Here is a 17,224-nt window from a genome sequence, read left to right as displayed (position 1 = left end):
CAAATCCCTTCGCGGGATCTGCCCGAGCTCCCGTCCGGAGCCCGCTCCATCCGGAGAAATCCCTCCTGCAGTGCAGCACCGAGAGGAAATACAGAAATGATCCGTAACGGAAGGCGCACGATCGCGCTCACCGCTGTGGCGGGGGCCTCTGTCCTCGCCCTGGGCCTGACGGCATGTGGCGCCGGCGGCGGAGACGAGGGGAGCGGCGACGGAGACCGCGCCCTCCGCGTCTGGGCCGGCAGCCAGACCCCGATCACGGCCAACTACAACCCCTTCGCGCCGACCGTGCTCCACGGCGCGCTCGGCCCGATCTACGAGCCGCTGTTCTTCTTCAACAAGACGGCGGACTCCGAACCGGTCGGGCTGATCGGCGATTCGTACGAGTACAACGAGGACGGCACGGCGATCACGGTCACGATCAAGCCCGACCTGAAGTGGAGCGACGGGGAGCCGCTCACGGCCGCCGACGTCGCCTTCTCCTTCTCCTACGAGGCCAACAACCCCGAGGGCAACGGACTCGTCTCGGCCGAGGCGACCGACGACACCACGGTCGTCCTCACCTATGCCAGCGCGCAATACACCACCGAGTTCCAGCGTCTCGGCTCGACGTACATCCTTCCCGAGCACATCTGGTCGGAGGTCTCCGATTTCGCGAACTTCGCCAACGAGGAGCCGGTCGGCTCCGGTCCGTACGTCGTCGACAAGACCACGAGCGAGTCCTACACGCTCGTCGCGAACGAGAACTTCCGCGACGCGGACGAACTCGGGGTGAAGAAGGTCCAGTACATCGCCGTCGACAACAATCAGACCGCGCAGGACCTGCTGGCCGCCGGCGAGCTCGACTGGACCGGCATGTTCATCCCGAACCCGGACGACGTCACCGGCAACGGCAAGATCGACTGGATCAACACGCCGCAGGACCCCACGGTGCTCTACACCTGCGCGAACGTCGATCTCGGCTGCACCGGGCCGCAGACGGACGTCGCCGTCCGGCAGGCGCTCAACGTCGCGATCGACCGCACCGCGATCAAGGACAAGGCGTTCGTGGGGCTGACCGGCGACATCTCGCCGACGTTCGCGCTGCTTCCGCGCGACGAGAAGTGGGTCGCCGACTCCGCGAACGAGGTCAGCCCGCAGAAGGCGGATGCCGCCGAGGCGTCGTCCATCCTCGAGGCCGCCGGCTACGTCAAGGGCGGCGACGGCTTCTACGCCAAGGACGGCGCGACGCTCGAGCTGAGCCTCATCTCCGTCGACGGCTGGACCGACTACAACGACGCGGCCAAGCTGATCGCCGAGCAGGCCGAGGCCGCCGGCATCAAGATCACGGCGTCGACCGTGCAGTGGCAGGAGTTCTCGGACGCCCGCCAGGGAGGCGACTTCCAGCTCATCGTCGGCGGCGTCGTCGGCACGTCGGTCGCCGACCCGTTCCAGATCTACCGTGACTGGTTCGGCGGCACGGCCGTCGAGTCGACCAGCCCGGTGGGCTCCGAGGTCCCGGCCGGCCGCTGGAACTTCAGCCGATACAGCAACCCGGTCGTCGACCAGGCCATCCAGTCGGCGATCAGCACCGATGACGAGGCGGAGAAGCAGGCGCTCTACGGCACGATCCAGACCGAGATCGTCCGCGACCTGCCGTATATCCCGCTCGTGATCAACGCCACCCAGACGTTCTACAACACGCAGGACTTCACGGGGTGGCCGACGGAGGACGACCTCTACGCCTTCCCGCCGTCCTGGGGTGCGATCGCGGCGGGCTACGTCCTGACGCAGCTGCAGCCGGCGAAGTAGTCGAAGAGGAGTCGGGGGAGCAGGAAGCACGGTCAGTGACATGAAATTCTATGCACGGAGAATCGGGTTCTACGCGTTCACGCTGTGGGCCGCGATCTCACTCAACTTCCTGCTTCCCCGGCTCATGCCGGGGAACCCGGCGGACATCATGATCGCCAAGATGCAGCGAGCGGGCGGCGAGGTCTCCGAGACCACGATCCGCAACATCAAGCTGCTTCTCGGCGGCGATGACTCGTCCCTCTGGGAGCAGTACATCGCCTACTGGGGTCGCATGCTCCAGGGCGACCTCGGCGTCTCGGTGACCAAGTTCCCGACCCCGGTCAGCGAGCTGATAGCCGGAGCGCTGCCCTGGACGCTCGTCCTCGTCGGGACGGTGACCGTGCTCTCGTTCATCCTCGGCGTCGTGCTCGGCGCCTGGGCAGGATGGAAGCGGGGGACCTGGGTCGATCACCTCATCCCTGCCACGACGGTCCTCCAGTCCATCCCGTACTTCTGGATGGCTCTGCTGCTCGTCTCCGTCTTCGCCGTGGGGCTCGGCTGGTTCCCGATCTTCGGCGGCTACGACGTGTTCGACTTCCCCGACGGACCGGAACCGACCTGGGCGTTCTTCTCGAACGCGCTGTCGCATGCCGTGCTCCCCGCGCTCACGATCGTCATCTCGTCGGTCGGCGGCTGGATGTTCGGCATGCGGAACATGATGGTGCAGACGATGGCAGAGGACTACGTCCTCACCGCCGAGGCGAAGGGACTGCGTCCCCGGCGCATCATGACGACGTACGCGGCACGCAACGCGGCGATCCCCTCGATCGCGGGGTTCTCGATCACGCTCGGCTTCGTCGTGGCCGGATCGATCGTGATGGAGCAGGTCTTCACGTATCCGGGCATCGGCAAGCTGATGTTCCAGGCCGTCACGAACAACGACTACGCGCTGATGCAGGGACTCTTCCTCGTCATCACGATCACGGTGCTCGCCGCCAACTTCTTCATGGACCTCGTCTATGGCTTCATCGACCCGAGGGCTCGCCAGAATGTCTGACACCGACAACACGCTGCTGATCACCAGAGATCAGCCCATGACCCAGCCCGCGAGCACGGTCTCGCTCGCGACGCAGCGGGGACGCCGCCGCCGCATCCTCCCGACCTCGTCGTCGAAGTTCATCATCGGCGCGACGCTCGTCCTCGCGATCGTCCTGTTCGCGATCATCGCGCCGATCTTCTCGCAGAACCCGCGGAGCACCGACAACGCCGCGCTGCAGCCGCCGTCCGCCGAGCACTGGCTCGGCACCACCAAGCTCGGCAACGACATGTTCGCCCAGTTGGCGATCGGCGCGCAGGGCTCCCTCCTCGTCGGCGTCGTCGCCGGCGGGATCGCCATCGTGCTGTCCCTGCTGTTCGGAGTGCTGGCCGGCTATCTCGGCGGGTGGCGCGAGGACGTGCTCGCGCTGCTCACGAACGTGATGATCGTGATCCCCGGACTGCCGCTCGTGATGGTCATCGCGTCGTTCGTGCCGCAGCGCAGCTGGCAGCTGGTCGCGTTCGTGCTCGGCATCACCTCGTGGGCGGGTGCCGCGTACGTCCTGCGCCTGCAGACCCGATCGCTCCGCACGCGCGACTACGTCTACGCATCCAAGGTGGCCGGGGAGCGCTCGTTCCGCGTCATCCTCGTCGAGATCATGCCCAACCTGCTGCCTCTCCTCACCGCGCAGTTCCTCTTCGCCATCATCTTCGCGATCCTGGGCGAGGCAGGGCTGTCGTATCTCGGCCTCGGTCCGAACTCGTCGATCACGTGGGGGACGATCCTCAACGACGCGCAGTCGGGGCAGGCGCTCGGCCGCGGCGCCTGGTGGTGGTTCGTGCCGCCGGGAGTCATGATCGCGGTGCTCGGCGCCGGGCTCGCTCTCATCAACTTCGCGATCGACGAGGTCATCAATCCCAAGCTGCGCAACGCGCCAGACGCGGCTCGGCGCGTGCGCAAGGCGGCGAAGACGAAGGGGGTCGCGGCGTGAGCGCTCCGGAGGCCGTGCTGACCGCGCGGAACGTGTCCATCGAGTACGAGGTCGACCCGCCCGTGAAGGCGGTCCGAGACGTGTCGCTGACCCTTCACCGCGGCGAGATCCTCGGGCTCGCCGGAGAGTCCGGATGCGGCAAGACCACGCTCGCATACGGGATGAACAGGCTCCTGAAGGCGCCGGCTCTGATGACCGCCGGAGAGATCGTGTTCCACGATCGCTCGGGCGTGGACATCGACGTCGTCTCGCTCGACGGCGAGGGACTGCGGGCGTTCCGCTGGGACAAGATCTCCATGGTCTTCCAGGGTGCGATGAACTCGCTGAACCCGGTGATCAGCGTGAAGGCGCAGATCTTCGACATCTTCGACACCCATCGTCCGGGCATGTCGAAGCGTGACAAGCAGGCCCGCGCGGAAGAGCTGCTCACCCTCGTCGGCGTCGACCCGTCGCGACTGAGCAGCTTCCCGCACGAGCTGTCGGGCGGCATGCGTCAGCGCATGATGATCGCGATGGCCCTCGCCCTCGACCCGCAGGTCATGATCATGGACGAGCCCACGACGGCGCTCGACGTCGTCGTGCAGCGCGGCATCATCCGGGAGATCATGCGGCTCCGGGAGAGGCTCGGCTTCGCGGTGATCTTCATCACGCACGACCTCCCGATGCTCATCGAGATCAGCGATCGGATCGCCGTGATGCTGCAGGGACAGATCGTCGAGCAGGGCACGGCGGAGCAGATCTACCGGACGCCTCAGCACGAGTACACCAAGAAGCTGCTCTCCAGCTTCCCGAGCCTCACGGGCGAGCGGGGCGACTTCGTCCGCACCGGCGCCACGGCAGGACAGCAGGAGGTCCGATGAACGCCCCGACTCTCGAAGCGCGCAACCTGGTGAAGGACTTCACGCTGCGCTCCGGCCTCAAGACCTCCGTCCTCCACGCGGTGAAGGACGTCTCCTTCACTCTGGAGGCCGGCCGGACGATCGCGCTCGTGGGCGAGTCGGGGTCCGGCAAGTCCACCATCGCGCGGATGCTGATGAAGCTGGAGACCCCGACGAGCGGAGGGATCCTGCTCGACGGCCAGATCACCGGCTCGCGCTCCCGAGCGGTGGAACGCTATCGCTCGCAGGTGCAGATGGTCTTCCAGGACCCGTTCGCCTCCCTGAATCCCTTCCACACGATCCTCCACCACCTCGAGAGGCCGATCCGGCTGCACCATCCGCAGCTCTCGGGCGCGGAGGTGCGGGCCCGCGCGCTCGAGCTCCTCGAGCGCGTGCGCCTGTCGCCCGCTGAGAGCTTCGCCGAGCGTCGACCGCACGAGCTCTCGGGCGGTCAGCGCCAGCGCGTCGCGATCGCGCGCGCGCTCGCGCCCGGCGCCCGCTTCATCGTCGCCGACGAGCCGGTGTCGATGCTCGACGTCAGCATCCGGCTCGGCGTGCTGAACCTCCTCGCCGACCTGCAGCGCGAAGACGATCTCGGGGTCCTCTACATCACGCACGATCTCGCGACCGCACGCCACTTCAGCGACGAGATCATGGTCCTCTACAAGGGCGACGTGGTCGAGCGCGGCCCTGCGGACGCGGTCATCCTCGATCCGCAGCACGAGTACACGAAGACGCTGCTGGGCGCCGCTCCCGAGCCCGAGAACCTCGGTCGTCTGCGCGACGAGGTGCGCGCCGAACTCGCGGGCGGGTGACGTCGGAATGCCGACCGGGTGGCGCGCGCGGCACACGCTAGACTGAGCGCACAACTGAAGACAGGCCGAATGACCCACGCGGGAGAGCCCCGGCGAATGCAGCCGGGCACCGAAGGAGCAAGCCTCCCCGCCAATCTCTCAGGTACGCGTACCGCGCGGTTCCGGCCACTCTGAAAAGCGATCTCCAGCGACGCGCGAGATCCGCCGACGGTGAAAGCCCAGTCTCCGGGCGAAGCTCTCAGGCCCATGACAGAGGGGGAGTTCCGAGGGGCAGTCCGCACTGCTCCGCCCGTCCACGACCGGGGAGAACTCCATGTCCGACCCTCGCTTCACCTCGCTGCGCGACCGCCATGAGGCGCTCGGCGCGTCCTTCACCGATTTCGGCGGCTGGCAGATGCCCGTCCGCTACACCTCCGACCTGGCCGAGCACCATGCCGTGCGTCAGGCGGCCGGCATCTTCGACATCTCGCACATGGCCGAGTTCACGGTGAAGGGCTCCGACGCCGGGGGGTACCTCGACGTGGCTCTCGCCGGGCGACTGTCGGCCCTCCCCGTGGGAAAGGCCAAGTACTCCCTCCTCCTCGCCGAGAGCGGCGGCATCATCGACGACGTCATCGTCTATCGCCTGCAGGAGGACGACTACCTCATCATCTCCAACGCGGGCAATCGCGACGATGTGCGCGAAGCCCTGACGGTTCGCGCCGCGTCCTTCGCGGTCGAGGTCGCCGACGTCTCCGACGACCACGCGCTGATCGCCGTGCAGGGTCCCCGCGCCGAGGAGATCCTCGCCGCGACGCCGGGAATCGCCGACGTCAGCATCCCGTGGGCCGAGCAGAGGTACTACGCGTGGGCATCGGCGACGTTCGACGGCGAGCCCCTGCTGCTCGCCCGCACCGGCTACACCGGAGAGGACGGCTTCGAGCTGCTCGTCCCGACGTCCGCCGCCCCGGCGCTGTGGGACCGGCTGCTCGAGGCCGGCGCGCCGCTCGGCCTCGTCCCCGCCGGGCTCGCCGCCCGCGACACCCTGCGACTCGAGGCGGGCATGCCGCTGTACGGACACGAGCTCGGGCTGGAGACCAAGCCGTCCCAGGCGGGGCTCGGTCGGGTCGTCGTGACCGCGAAGGAGCGCTTCGTGGGCAAGGACGCGGTGGACGCCCCCGAGGGCGCGCCCGTGCTCGTCGGGCTCGTCGCCGAGGGCAGGCGCGCGGGTCGCGCCGGCTACTCGGTCGTGACGGAGGACGGGGCCGTGCTCGGAGAGATCACGAGCGGTGCGCTCAGCCCCACGCTCGGCCACCCCATCGCGATGGCCTATCTGACCCCGTCTTCCGCTGCGGAGGGAACCGCAGTATTCCTTGATGTGCGGGGGACCAGGATCCCCGCGACCGTGACCGCCCTGCCTTTCTACCGGAGGACCAAATGACCGACCTCAACACGCTCAGCTACACCGAGGAGCACGAGTGGATCGCCGCGGACGGCACCACGGTGACCGTCGGCATCACCGACTACGCGGCAGAGAAGCTGGGTGACGTGGTTTTCGTCGAGCTCCCGGCGGTCGGCACCGAGATCGCCGCCGGCTCCGTCGTGGGCGAGATCGAGTCGACGAAGTCGGTCGGCGAGCTCTACGCGCCCGTCGCCGGCACGGTCGTCGCGATCAACGACGCCGTGGTGGACGATCCCTCCCTGGTCAACGCGGAGCCCTTCGACGGCGGGTGGCTGATCAAGGTGTCGGTCGCCGACGGCGCACTCGACGGCCTGCTCGACCGCGACGCCTACGTCGCGCTCACGGAGGGCTGATCGCCTCGTGGTCTCCTTCGCCGATCGTCATATCGGAACCACCGCCTCCGCCCGGCGGCAGATGCTCGACGCGCTCGGGGTGTCCTCCGTCACCGACGAGCGCACCGCCGACGAGCGCGCTGCCGTCGACGCTCTGATGCGGCAGGCGGTGCCGTCCTCCATCTTCACCGAGGCCGCCACGGAGTCGGTCATCCCGCGCGCCGCGAGTGAGACCGAGGCGCTCGCGGAGCTGCGCTCGCTCGCCGCGCGCAACACCGTGAATCGACCGATGATCGGCCTCGGCTACTACGGGACGATCACGCCCAGCGTCATTCAGCGGAACGTCCTCGAGAACCCGTCCTGGTACACCGCGTACACGCCGTATCAGCCGGAGATCTCGCAGGGGCGTCTCGAGGCGCTCATCAACTTCCAGACGATGGTCGCCGACCTCACCGGACTCAGCACCGCGAACGCGTCGATGCTCGACGAGTCGACCGCGGTGGTCGAGGGGATGCTGCTCGCGCGTCGCGCCTCGAAGACCGCCTCCGCCGTCTTCGCGGTCGACGCGGACGCCTTCCCGCAGACCAGGGCTCTGCTCGAGGCGCGGGCGGCTGCCGTGGGCATCGAGCTCGTGACGGTCGACTTCGCCGCGGGGGAGGAGCTGCCCTCCGAGCTGTTCGGCGTCTTCGTCCAGTATCCGGCGGCGTCCGGCCGGGTCTGGGACCCGACGGGTGTGATCGACGCCGCTCATCTCGCCGGCGGACTGGCCGTCGTCGCGGCCGACCTGCTCGCCCTGACCCTGATCGCGTCGCCCGGGTCGCTGGGAGCGGATGTGGCCGTCGGCACGACCCAGCGCTTCGGCGTGCCCCTCGGCTTCGGCGGACCCCACGCCGGCTACATGGCCGTGCGCGCGGGTCTCGAGCGTCAGCTCCCCGGTCGGCTCGTCGGCGTGTCGGTCGATGCCGACGGACGGCCGGCCTACCGGCTCTCTCTGCAGACCCGCGAGCAGCACATCCGCCGCGAGAAGGCCACGAGCAACATCTGCACGGCGCAGGTGCTCCTCGCGGTCATGGCGGCGATGTACGCGGTCTACCACGGCCCCGAGGGCCTGCGGGCGATCGCCGCGGAGGCGGCTGCGAAGGCGGCGCTCCTGCGCGACTGGCTCGCGGACGCCGGTGCCGAGGTCGTGCACGACGCGTTCTTCGACACGCTCCTGGTGCGCGTGCCGGGGCGCGCGGCGGACCTCGTCGCGCAGGCGCACGACGAGGGCATCCTGCTGCGCCGCGCGGACGACGACACCGTCGGCATCTCGGTCGACGAGACCACCACGGTCGCCGAGCTGCACCGGCTCGCGCAGGTGTTCGGCGGTCGCGCCGAGCGGGCCTTCGGCTTCTACGGGATCGGCGCGGCGGGGGCACTGCCCGAGGAGCTGCACCGGCAGGACGACTACCTCACGCACCCGGTCTTCCACGCCCACCGCAGCGAGACCGCCATGATGCGCTACCTCAAGAGCCTCGCGGATCGGGACTACGCGCTCGATCGCGGCATGATCCCCCTCGGCTCGTGCACCATGAAGCTCAACGCCGCGACCGAGATGGCCGCGATCACCTGGCCGGAGTTCGCCGGCATCCACCCGTTCGCTCCGGCATCCGACGTCGGGGGATACCTCGACCTCATCGACCAGCTGGAGTCCTGGCTGGCGGAGGTCACCGGGTACGACGCCGTCTCCCTGCAGCCGAACGCGGGTTCGCAGGGCGAGCTCGCCGGCCTGCTCGCGATCCGGGGATACCACCTCGCGAACGGCGATGATCAGCGCACGGTATGCCTCATCCCGTCGTCGGCGCACGGCACCAACGCGGCCTCCGCAGTGCTCGCCGGCATGAAGGTCGTCGTCGTGGCCTGCGACGAGCTCGGCAACGTCGACCTCGCCGATCTGCGGGCCAAGATCGCGGCGCACGCCGACGCGCTCTCCGCGCTCATGATCACGTACCCGTCGACGCACGGCGTCTACGAGCAGGACGTGGTGGAGATCACGGCGGCCGTGCACGACGCCGGCGGGCAGGTGTACGTGGACGGGGCGAACCTGAACGCGCTGCTCGGCTTCGCGCGCTTCGGCGACCTCGGCGGCGACGTCTCGCACCTCAACCTGCACAAGACGTTCGCCATCCCGCATGGCGGCGGCGGTCCGGGCGTCGGCCCGGTCGCGGCGAAGGCGCACCTGGCGCCTCACCTCCCGTCGCACCCGCTCGCGCAGCGGGCGGAGCACGCGGGCGGCTTCGTGTTCGAGGGCGGACCGGTGTCGGCCGCGCCCTACGGATCGGCCGGGATCCTGCCCATCTCGTGGGCGTACGTGCGCATGATGGGGGCCGACGGCCTGCGCGACGCGACGGCCGCCGCGGTGCTCTCGGCGAACTACATCGCCGAGCGTCTCCGCGATCACTACCCGGTGCTCTACGCGGGAGAGAACGGGCGGGTCGCGCACGAGTGCATCCTCGACCTGCGTCCCCTCAAGGAGGCGACGGGCATCACGGTCGACGACGTCGCGAAGCGGCTCATCGACTACGGGTTCCACGCGCCCACCATGTCATTCCCGGTGGCGGGCACCCTCATGGTCGAGCCGACCGAGTCGGAGGACCTCGGCGAGATCGAGCGGTTCATCGAGGCCATGGTCATGATCAAGGCCGAGGCGGATGCCGTCGCCGCCGGCCGCTGGCCCGCCGACGACAACCCTCTCGTGAACGCCCCGCACACCGCGGTGGCGCTCATCGCGGGGGAGTGGAGCCACGCCTACACCCGCGAAGACGCCGCGTATCCGGTGCACAGCCTCGTCGCGGGCAAGTACTGGCCGCCGGTCCGGCGGATCGACCAGGCGTACGGCGACCGCAACCTCGTGTGCGCCTGCCCGCCGATCGAGGCCTTCGCCTGATCGCGGACTCGAGGAGGGCCCGGATGCGCTTCGGCATCCGGGCCCTCCTCGTCTTCCGCCTCAGCGCGGCGAGGGGCGACGCGTCGCGTGTTTCGGCGATATTACGTATGGTCACCACTCAGTAACGGTTCATTAGCCGAGAGCGGCGTCCGGTGAACGCCGGGTTACAGTCGACTATCCCTACGCGTTCGACGATGAGCGCGCAGTCTGATGAATACCCGTCCACAGGAGGACACAAAGTGAAGCGCAACAAGATCGCCCTTGCGGGCACTGCGCTGTTCGCGATCGGCGCCCTGGCGCTCGCGGGCTGCGCGGCCGGTGGCAACGGCAGCAACGACGGCGGCAGCGCCGGCGGCGATGTCGACCCTGATGCCATCATCACCGCCAACGGCTCCGAGCCCGAGAACCCGCTCATCCCGACCAACACCAACGAGGTCGGCGGCGGAAAGATCCTCGACGAGATCTTCGCCGGACTCATCTACTACGACGCCGACGGCAAGCCGACGAACGACATGGCCGAGGAGATCATCACCGAGGATCCCCAGAACATCACGGTCAAGCTGAAGCAGGGCCAGACCTTCACCGACGGCGAAGAGGTCACGGCGGACAACTTCATCAAGGCGTGGAACTACGGCGCCCAGGCGGAGAACGCCCACCTCTCGAGCTACTTCTTCGAGGACATCGAGGGCTTCATCAACGACCCGGGCGACCCGGCGAACCCCGACGACGACATCTTCGGCGCTCAGGGCGACATGTCCGGCCTCAAGCAGGTCGACGACTACACGTTCACCATCACGCTGAACAAGCCGGCCTCCGACTTCGCGCTGCGCCTCGGCTACTCGGCCTTCTACCCGCTGCCCGACGTCGCGTTCGAGGACATCGAGGCGTTCGGCGAGAACCCGATCGGCAACGGCCCGTACAAGCTCGACGGCGACGGAGCATGGCAGCACGAGGTCCAGATCGACCTCGTCCGCAACGACGACTACCAGGGTGACCGCAAGCCCGCCAACGGCGGACTCTCGATCATCTTCTACGCGACGCAGGACGCGGCCTACGCCGACCTGCAGGGCAACAAGGTCGACGTCATCGACGCCATCCCGGCCGTCTCGCTGCCGACCTTCCAGGACGACCTCGGCGACCGCGCGGTGAACCAGCCGTCGGCCGTGTTCCAGTCGTTCACGATCGGTCAGTTCCTCCCGCACTTCTCGGGCGAAGAGGGCATCCTGCGCCGCCAGGCGATCTCGATGTCGTTCGACCGCGCGCAGATCACGGAGAAGATCTTCTTCGACACCCGCACCGCGGCGTCCGACTTCACCTCGCCGGTCATCGACGGCTGGTCCGACTCGATCCCGGGCAGCGAGGTCCTCGCGTACGACCCCGAGAAGGCCAAGGAGCTGTGGGCCGAGGCTGACGAGATCTCCCCGTGGGAGGGCTCGTTCCAGATCGCGTACAACGCTGACGGCGGCCACCAGGAGTGGGTCGACGCGGTGACCAACCAGATCTCCAACACGCTCGGAATCGAGGCGTCCGGCGTCTCCTACCCGACCTTCTCGGTCGTCCGCGAGGAGATCAACAACCGCACGATCAAGACCGCGGCACGTTCGGGCTGGCAGGCGGACTACCCGGGTCTGTACAACTTCCTGGGCCCGCTCTACGCCACCAACGCCGGTTCCAACGACGGTGACTACTCGAACCCCGAGTTCGACGAGCTCCTCTCCGCAGGCATCAGCAACCCCGACGCCGACGCGCAGCTCGAGGACTTCACGAAGGCTCAGGAGATCCTGTTCACGGACCTCCCCGCCATCCCGCTCTGGTACTCCAACGTGACCGGTGGCTTCAGCGAGAACGTCGACAACGTCACGTTCGGCTGGAACTCCGTCCCGCTGTACTACCAGATCACGAAGGCCGCCGAGTAGGCTCGACGAAGATCGCACCCGCGAGGCGGTGACGGAAACGTCACCGCCTCGCAGGCTGTTCTCGTCCATACCCTGCTCGCGCTCCCCAGAAGGGACAGCGGATGCTCAGCTACATCCTCAGACGTCTCCTGCAGGTGATCCCGGTCTTCTTCGGGGCCACCCTGCTCATCTACTTCCTCGTCTTCGCCATGCCGGGCGACCCGATCCTGGCACTGTTCGGAGACCGGACCCCCAGCCCCGCGGTCGTCACCGCGCTCCGAGAGCAGTACCACCTGAACGATCCGTTCATCGTGCAGTACTGGTACTACATCACCGGCGTCTTCCAGGGCGACCTCGGCACCACGTTCTCCGGACGCCCCGTGTCGGTCGTGCTCGGCGAGACTCTTCCCGTGACCGGTCGACTCGCCATCATGGCCATCGCGATCGAGTTCACGCTGGCGATCATCATCGGGACGATCTCCGCCCTCCGCAAGGGCAAGATCTTCGACAACGTCGCCCTGCTCGTCGCGCTCGTCGCGATCGCGATCCCGATCTTCGTGCTCTGCTTCCTCGCGCAGTACTTCCTCGCGATCCAGTGGGGCTGGTTCTCGCCGACGGTCGGATCCGACAACGACTGGGGCGGTCTGTGGCTGCCCGCGCTCGTGCTCGGCTTCAGCCTGTTCGCGGTGAGCATGCGTCTGATGCGCAGCTCGGTGATCGACACGCTCAACCAGGACTGGGTCCGCACCGCGTACAGCAAGGGGCTCTCGCGGGGTCGCGTGATCCCGGTGCACGTCCTGCGCAACTCCCTCATCCCGGTCATCACGAACTCGGCCACCAACTTCGGTGTCCTGCTCGTCGGTGCGACCGTGACCGAGGGGATCTTCAACGTTCCCGGCGTCGGCAACACGCTGTACCAGGCCGCGATCCGCGGCGAGGGGCCCACAGTGGTCTCCTTCGTCACGGTGTTCGTCATCCTGTACGTGCTGGTGAACCTGCTCATCGACCTGCTCTACGGTCTGCTCGACCCGAGGATCCGCTATGTCTGACCCCAGGACCCCCACGCACTTCGTCGCGCCGGTGGAGACGGAATCCATCGCCGTCGACGCCGTGCGCATCTCCGACAAGCCCAGCAACCTGTGGCGCGACGCGTGGGCGGACCTCCGCCGACGTCCGCTGTTCTGGTTCTCGGTCGTGCTCGCCACGCTCTTCATCGTGATGGCGCTCTTCCCGACGCTGTTCACGCAGACGTCGCCCAGCAGGGGCTGCGATCTGATGTTCAGCAATGAGGGTCCGACAGAGGGACACCCGTTCGGATTCACCTTCCAGGGCTGCGACATCTACGCCCGCGTGATCTGGGGCGCGCAGACGTCCCTGGCGGTCGGACTGATCGCCACGGGGCTCTCCGCGATCCTCGGACTCATCATGGGTGCGCTGGCCGGCTTCTACGGCGGATGGCTCGACGCGGTGCTCTCGCGCGTCGGCGACATCTTCTTCGCCATCCCGTACATCCTGGCCGCCGTGGTCGTCATGACCGTCCTCCACGACTACCGCTCGGTGTGGACGCTGGCTCTCGCGATCGGAGGCTTCTCCTGGGCCTCGACCGCTCGTGTCGTGCGTGCCGAGGTCCTGCGCGTCCGACAGGCGGACTTCATCATGGCCTCCCGTTCGCTCGGGCAGTCGAAGTTCCGCACGCTGCTGAGCCACGTCATCCCGAACGCGATCGCACCGCTCCTGGTGGTGTCGACCCTCGGCCTGGCCGCCGCCATCGTCGCGGAGGCGACGCTGACCTTCCTCGGTGTGGGTCTCGGTGGCGACGTCATGTCGTGGGGCAACGACATCAGCAAGGCTCAGGCCTCGCTGCGCGTCGCTCCGATGGCGCTCATCTATCCGTCGATCGCCCTGACCCTCGCGGTCCTGTCGTTCGTGACCCTGGGCGAGCTCATCCGAGACGCCCTCGACCCGAAGGCGAGGGCACGCCGATGAGCGATCGCACTGCCGCACAGGTGCCGCTGTTGAGCGTGCGCGACCTCACGGTCGCGTTCCGCACGCAGGACGGCCTCCGGGAGGTGCTCCACGGAGCGACCTTCGACATCTTCCCCGGCGAGACCGTGGCGATCGTGGGGGAGTCCGGCTCGGGCAAGTCCACGACAGCGACCGCGATCGTGAACCTGCTCCCCGGCACGGGTGTCGTCACCGGAGGATCCATCACGCTCGAGGGGCGCGAGCTCACCACGCTCAGTCGCCGCGAGATCGAGAGCGTCCGAGGCCGGGACATCGGCTTCGTGCCGCAGGACCCGATGTCGAACCTCAACCCGGTGTGGAGCATCGGCTTCCAGGTCAAGGAGGCGATCCGTGCGAACGGCATCGCCCAGGGCCGGGACGCGGCGAAGGCCCGCACCGTCGAGGTGCTGCAGCAGGCCGGGCTGTCCGACGCCGAGAAGCGCCTGCACCAGTTCCCGCATCAGTTCTCGGGCGGCATGCGTCAGCGCGCGCTGATCGGCATGGGCCTCGCGGCCGACCCGAAGCTGCTCATCGCCGACGAGCCGACCTCCGCGCTCGACGTCACGGTGCAGCGCGTCATCCTCGACCACATGGCCTCGCTCACGCGTGACAAGGGCACCTCGGTGCTCCTCATCACGCACGACCTCGGCCTGGCGGCCGAGCGCGCCGAGAAGATCATCGTGATGAACGGCGGCAACATCGTCGAGGCGGGCCCCAGTCGGCAGATCCTCGAGGACCCGCAGCACCCGTACACGAAGCGCCTCGTCGCCGCGGCGCCGAGCGTCGCGTCGCAGCGGATCCAGGCGGTCGTGGAGGACCGGGGGATCGAGACGCTCGACGACCTGGCCGCCATCCCGCCGACGGTGCGCGTGGCAGGTCTCACAAAGGACTACAAGATCCGGCAGGGGAACTTCCGCAGCGAGGCCTTCCGTGCCGTCGACGACGTCACCTTCGAGATCCCGCGCGGCAAGACGCTGGCTCTCGTCGGCGAGTCGGGATCCGGCAAGTCCACGGTGGCGAAGATGGTCCTCAAGCTCGAGGAGCCCACCAGCGGCACGATCGAGATCGACGGCCAGGACGTGTCGAGGCTCTCGAACGCGCAGGCGTTCGGTCTGCGCCGTCGCATGCAGCCGGTGTTCCAGGATCCGTACGGTTCGCTCGACCCGCTGCGCAACATCGGGAACACGATCGCCGAACCGCTGCAGATCCACGGCGTCGGCGACCGCGAGTCGCACCGCGAGCGGGTCGAGGAGCTCCTCGACCAGGTGTCGCTGCCGCGCGTGCTCGCCACGAGGTACCCGAACGAGCTCTCCGGCGGTCAGCGCCAGCGCGTCGCCATCGCGCGTGCGCTCGCTCTCAAGCCCGACATCGTCGTGCTCGACGAGGCGGTCTCGGCGCTCGACGTGCTCGTGCAGGATCAGATCCTCAAGCTGCTCGCGGACTTGCAGTCGGAGCTCGACCTGACGTACCTGTTCATCACGCACGACCTCGCGGTCGTGCGGGTGTCCAGCGACCTCGTCGCCGTCATGGAGCGCGGCAAGGTCGTCGAGCAGGGCACGGTCGATGAGATCTTCGCGAACCCGCAGCAGGAGTACACCGATCGGCTGCTCAAGGCGATCCCCGGAGCGGCGATCACCCTCGGCGGCCACGGAGCGTGACCACGGATCCGCGACCGGAGGCCGTGCGGACATTCCGCGCGGCCTCCGGTCCCGTCTCGTTCGTGCTGTGCACGCTCCTCGCTCTCTTCCTGCTCGGCGACGCCGTCGTGCGCGGCGGATGGGCCCAGACGCTGCTGCTCGCGCCGTGGGTGCTGCTCGGGCTCTGGGTCGTCTACGAGATCGCCTTCGTCTCGAAGGTGACCATCGACGACCGCGGGGCGACGGTGCAGAACCTCCTGCGGAGAACGACGTTCGGCTGGAGTCGAGTGCGCGACGTCGACCTGCGCTGGCAGCTCGTGTTCACGCTCGACGACGGCGCGGATGTGACGTGCTTCGGCGGGCCCGCGAGGGCGAGGCCGGTGCGTCGGCCGGTGCGCGAGGACGAGGAGGCCAAGGCTCCCGCCGGTCTCCGGGATCTGACCGAGATCCGCGACCGCTGGGAGTCCGGCCGTGACGGAGAGGGCGCTCCGGTCCGGCGGACCTGGGATGCGCCGGCACTGATCGTCCTCGCGGGGCTCCTCGCGTGGGCGGTCGCATCGGTGCTGATCGCCGGCGCCTGACCCGACTCGAGGTCCCGCCGCCGTCGCCGTGCGGCGTGCTGTCAGCCCGGCAGGCCGAACAGATCCGGCCAGGTCGCAGCGGCCCAGGGGTATCCGACGAACACCGTCGCGTCGATGAGGAAGTGCGCCACCAGGAACGGCAGCAGGCGTCCGCTGCGGTGGAACAGCCACCCGAACAGCAGCCCCATCGCGAGGTTGCCCACGAACGCGCCCGGTCCCTGATACAGGTGGTAGCTCGCACGGAGGACCGAGGTGGCGAGGATGATGGCCCACGGCCGCCACCCGAGGTCCCGCAGTCGCGCGAAGAGGTATCCGAGCACGACGAACTCCTCCTGCAGCGACGCGCGAGCGGCGGCGAGCAGCAGCACCGGCACCGTCCACCAGTGGGCATCGATGCCGGCGGGGTTCACCGCGACGAACCACCCCAGGGCGCGACCCGCGAGATAGAGGCCGAGACCGGGGACGCCGATCGCGATCACGAGGAGCGCTCCGCGACCCGCATCCGCCCAGGCGCGTTCGCCGTCGAGGCCCAGACGTCCGAGATGCGGCCGCGATCTCTGCCACAGGAGGAAGCACACGAGCAGCACCGGCACGAGCGAGAAGCCGATCGACAGCACCTGATAGACGAGGTCGAAGACCTCGCGGTCGCTGCGCGAGGGATTGAGCGTCGCCGTCTGGTCGGCGAGCGGCGTCTCGTCGGTCAGGCGGTAGGCGAGCTGCACGATCGCGTACACCGCGGACTGCCCGAGCCCCAGGGCCAGCACGATCGCGATCTCCCACCACAGGCGGTGACGCGAGGGAGCGGAGGAGGGGGCTGCGACGGTCACGCCCCGATCGTACTTCGCCTGCTCAGGAACACGATGCGCGGGTACGTTATCCTGGAACGTCGGCTTCCCGGCGAAAACCCACACTCTTAGGACA

Annotated in this window: 14 protein-coding genes and 2 riboswitches; of the genes, 13 read left to right on the top strand and 1 reads right to left on the bottom strand. The window is 68.4% G+C overall.

Annotation, left to right across the window (positions count from 1 at the left end):
- The first annotated feature begins 96 nt into the window (after window positions 1-96).
- The 13 genes from A4X16_RS15755 (at window position 97) to A4X16_RS15695 (ending at window position 16,303) form a co-directional block, all read left to right on the top strand.
- Entirely contained in the window at window positions 97-1,788 is a 1,692-nt protein-coding gene (locus tag A4X16_RS15755; protein WP_067122416.1) for an ABC transporter substrate-binding protein, read from the top strand.
- Between the two features lie 40 nt (window positions 1,789-1,828).
- Window positions 1,829-2,824 carry an ABC transporter permease gene (locus A4X16_RS15750; protein WP_067122414.1) on the top strand — a complete coding sequence of 332 codons (996 nt, stop codon included), beginning with the start codon at window positions 1,829-1,831 and terminating at the stop codon, window positions 2,822-2,824.
- On the top strand, window positions 2,817-3,794 hold the full coding sequence (locus tag A4X16_RS15745; RefSeq protein ID WP_067122411.1) for an ABC transporter permease: 978 nt from the start codon (window positions 2,817-2,819) through the stop codon (window positions 3,792-3,794). The genes A4X16_RS15750 and A4X16_RS15745 overlap by 8 nt, the downstream gene beginning before the upstream one ends.
- Entirely contained in the window at window positions 3,791-4,654 is an 864-nt protein-coding gene (locus tag A4X16_RS15740) for an ABC transporter ATP-binding protein (protein WP_231880400.1), read from the top strand. The genes A4X16_RS15745 and A4X16_RS15740 overlap by 4 nt, the downstream gene beginning before the upstream one ends.
- Window positions 4,651-5,487 (top strand): ATP-binding cassette domain-containing protein, encoded by an 837-nt coding sequence (locus A4X16_RS15735; RefSeq protein WP_067122407.1) that lies wholly within the window; start codon window positions 4,651-4,653, stop codon window positions 5,485-5,487. The genes A4X16_RS15740 and A4X16_RS15735 overlap by 4 nt, the downstream gene beginning before the upstream one ends.
- A gap of 69 nt (window positions 5,488-5,556) precedes the next feature.
- Window positions 5,557-5,651: riboswitch (glycine riboswitch) on the top strand.
- Window position 5,652: 1 nt separating this feature from the next.
- A riboswitch (glycine riboswitch) is annotated at window positions 5,653-5,747 on the top strand.
- A 53-nt stretch (window positions 5,748-5,800) separates the two neighbouring features.
- The gene (gcvT, locus tag A4X16_RS15730; protein WP_067122404.1) at window positions 5,801-6,907 is read left to right on the top strand and encodes a glycine cleavage system aminomethyltransferase GcvT; all 1,107 of its coding nucleotides are present in this window, start codon (window positions 5,801-5,803) and stop codon (window positions 6,905-6,907) included.
- Window positions 6,904-7,281 (top strand): glycine cleavage system protein GcvH, encoded by a 378-nt coding sequence (gene gcvH / locus A4X16_RS15725; RefSeq protein WP_067122401.1) that lies wholly within the window; start codon window positions 6,904-6,906, stop codon window positions 7,279-7,281. The genes gcvT and gcvH overlap by 4 nt, the downstream gene beginning before the upstream one ends.
- A 61-nt stretch (window positions 7,282-7,342) precedes the next feature.
- Window positions 7,343-10,186, top strand: coding sequence for an aminomethyl-transferring glycine dehydrogenase (gcvP, locus tag A4X16_RS15720; RefSeq protein WP_067122640.1), 2,844 nt, complete (start codon window positions 7,343-7,345; stop codon window positions 10,184-10,186).
- A gap of 239 nt (window positions 10,187-10,425) precedes the next feature.
- Window positions 10,426-12,102 (top strand): peptide ABC transporter substrate-binding protein, encoded by a 1,677-nt coding sequence (locus A4X16_RS15715; protein ID WP_197491858.1) that lies wholly within the window; start codon window positions 10,426-10,428, stop codon window positions 12,100-12,102.
- 101 nt (window positions 12,103-12,203) lie between these two features.
- Entirely contained in the window at window positions 12,204-13,130 is a 927-nt protein-coding gene (locus A4X16_RS15710) for an ABC transporter permease (RefSeq protein ID WP_067122395.1), read from the top strand.
- A complete protein-coding gene (locus A4X16_RS15705) occupies window positions 13,123-14,067 on the top strand; it encodes an ABC transporter permease (protein ID WP_067122392.1) in 945 nt (314 codons plus the stop codon). Before A4X16_RS15710 ends, A4X16_RS15705 begins: the two co-directional genes overlap by 8 nt.
- Window positions 14,064-15,743, top strand: a complete 1,680-nt coding sequence (locus tag A4X16_RS15700) for a dipeptide ABC transporter ATP-binding protein (RefSeq protein ID WP_067122389.1) — start codon at window positions 14,064-14,066, stop codon at window positions 15,741-15,743. The genes A4X16_RS15705 and A4X16_RS15700 overlap by 4 nt, the downstream gene beginning before the upstream one ends.
- The gene (locus A4X16_RS15695; RefSeq protein WP_067122386.1) at window positions 15,740-16,303 is read left to right on the top strand and encodes a PH domain-containing protein; all 564 of its coding nucleotides are present in this window, start codon (window positions 15,740-15,742) and stop codon (window positions 16,301-16,303) included. Before A4X16_RS15700 ends, A4X16_RS15695 begins: the two co-directional genes overlap by 4 nt.
- 41 nt (window positions 16,304-16,344) lie before the next feature.
- On the opposite strand, the gene A4X16_RS15690 is transcribed toward A4X16_RS15695, so the two are convergent.
- Entirely contained in the window at window positions 16,345-17,130 is a 786-nt protein-coding gene (locus A4X16_RS15690) for a CPBP family intramembrane glutamic endopeptidase (RefSeq protein WP_067122384.1), read from the bottom strand.
- Window positions 17,131-17,224 lie beyond the last annotated feature (94 nt).

Source organism: Microbacterium sp. H83 (assembly GCF_001650405.1).
Lineage (GTDB): Bacteria > Actinomycetota > Actinomycetes > Actinomycetales > Microbacteriaceae > Microbacterium.
Note: the sequence above shows the minus strand (reverse complement) of the source record. Positions and strands in the feature narration are given on the sequence as shown.

What these genes read in the sequence shown, in the direction of transcription:
- A4X16_RS15755 (WP_067122416.1), top strand. Translation starts at nt 97, where the DNA reads ATGATCCGTAACGGAAGGCGCACGATCGCGCTCACCGCTGTGGCGGGG.
- A4X16_RS15750 (WP_067122414.1), top strand. Translation starts at nt 1,829, where the DNA reads ATGAAATTCTATGCACGGAGAATCGGGTTCTACGCGTTCACGCTGTGG.
- A4X16_RS15745 (WP_067122411.1), top strand. Translation starts at nt 2,817, where the DNA reads ATGTCTGACACCGACAACACGCTGCTGATCACCAGAGATCAGCCCATG.
- A4X16_RS15735 (WP_067122407.1), top strand. Translation starts at nt 4,651, where the DNA reads ATGAACGCCCCGACTCTCGAAGCGCGCAACCTGGTGAAGGACTTCACG.
- gcvT (WP_067122404.1), top strand. Translation starts at nt 5,801, where the DNA reads ATGTCCGACCCTCGCTTCACCTCGCTGCGCGACCGCCATGAGGCGCTC.
- gcvH (WP_067122401.1), top strand. Translation starts at nt 6,904, where the DNA reads ATGACCGACCTCAACACGCTCAGCTACACCGAGGAGCACGAGTGGATC.
- gcvP (WP_067122640.1), top strand. Translation starts at nt 7,343, where the DNA reads ATGCTCGACGCGCTCGGGGTGTCCTCCGTCACCGACGAGCGCACCGCC.
- A4X16_RS15710 (WP_067122395.1), top strand. Translation starts at nt 12,204, where the DNA reads ATGCTCAGCTACATCCTCAGACGTCTCCTGCAGGTGATCCCGGTCTTC.
- A4X16_RS15705 (WP_067122392.1), top strand. Translation starts at nt 13,123, where the DNA reads ATGTCTGACCCCAGGACCCCCACGCACTTCGTCGCGCCGGTGGAGACG.
- A4X16_RS15700 (WP_067122389.1), top strand. Translation starts at nt 14,064, where the DNA reads ATGAGCGATCGCACTGCCGCACAGGTGCCGCTGTTGAGCGTGCGCGAC.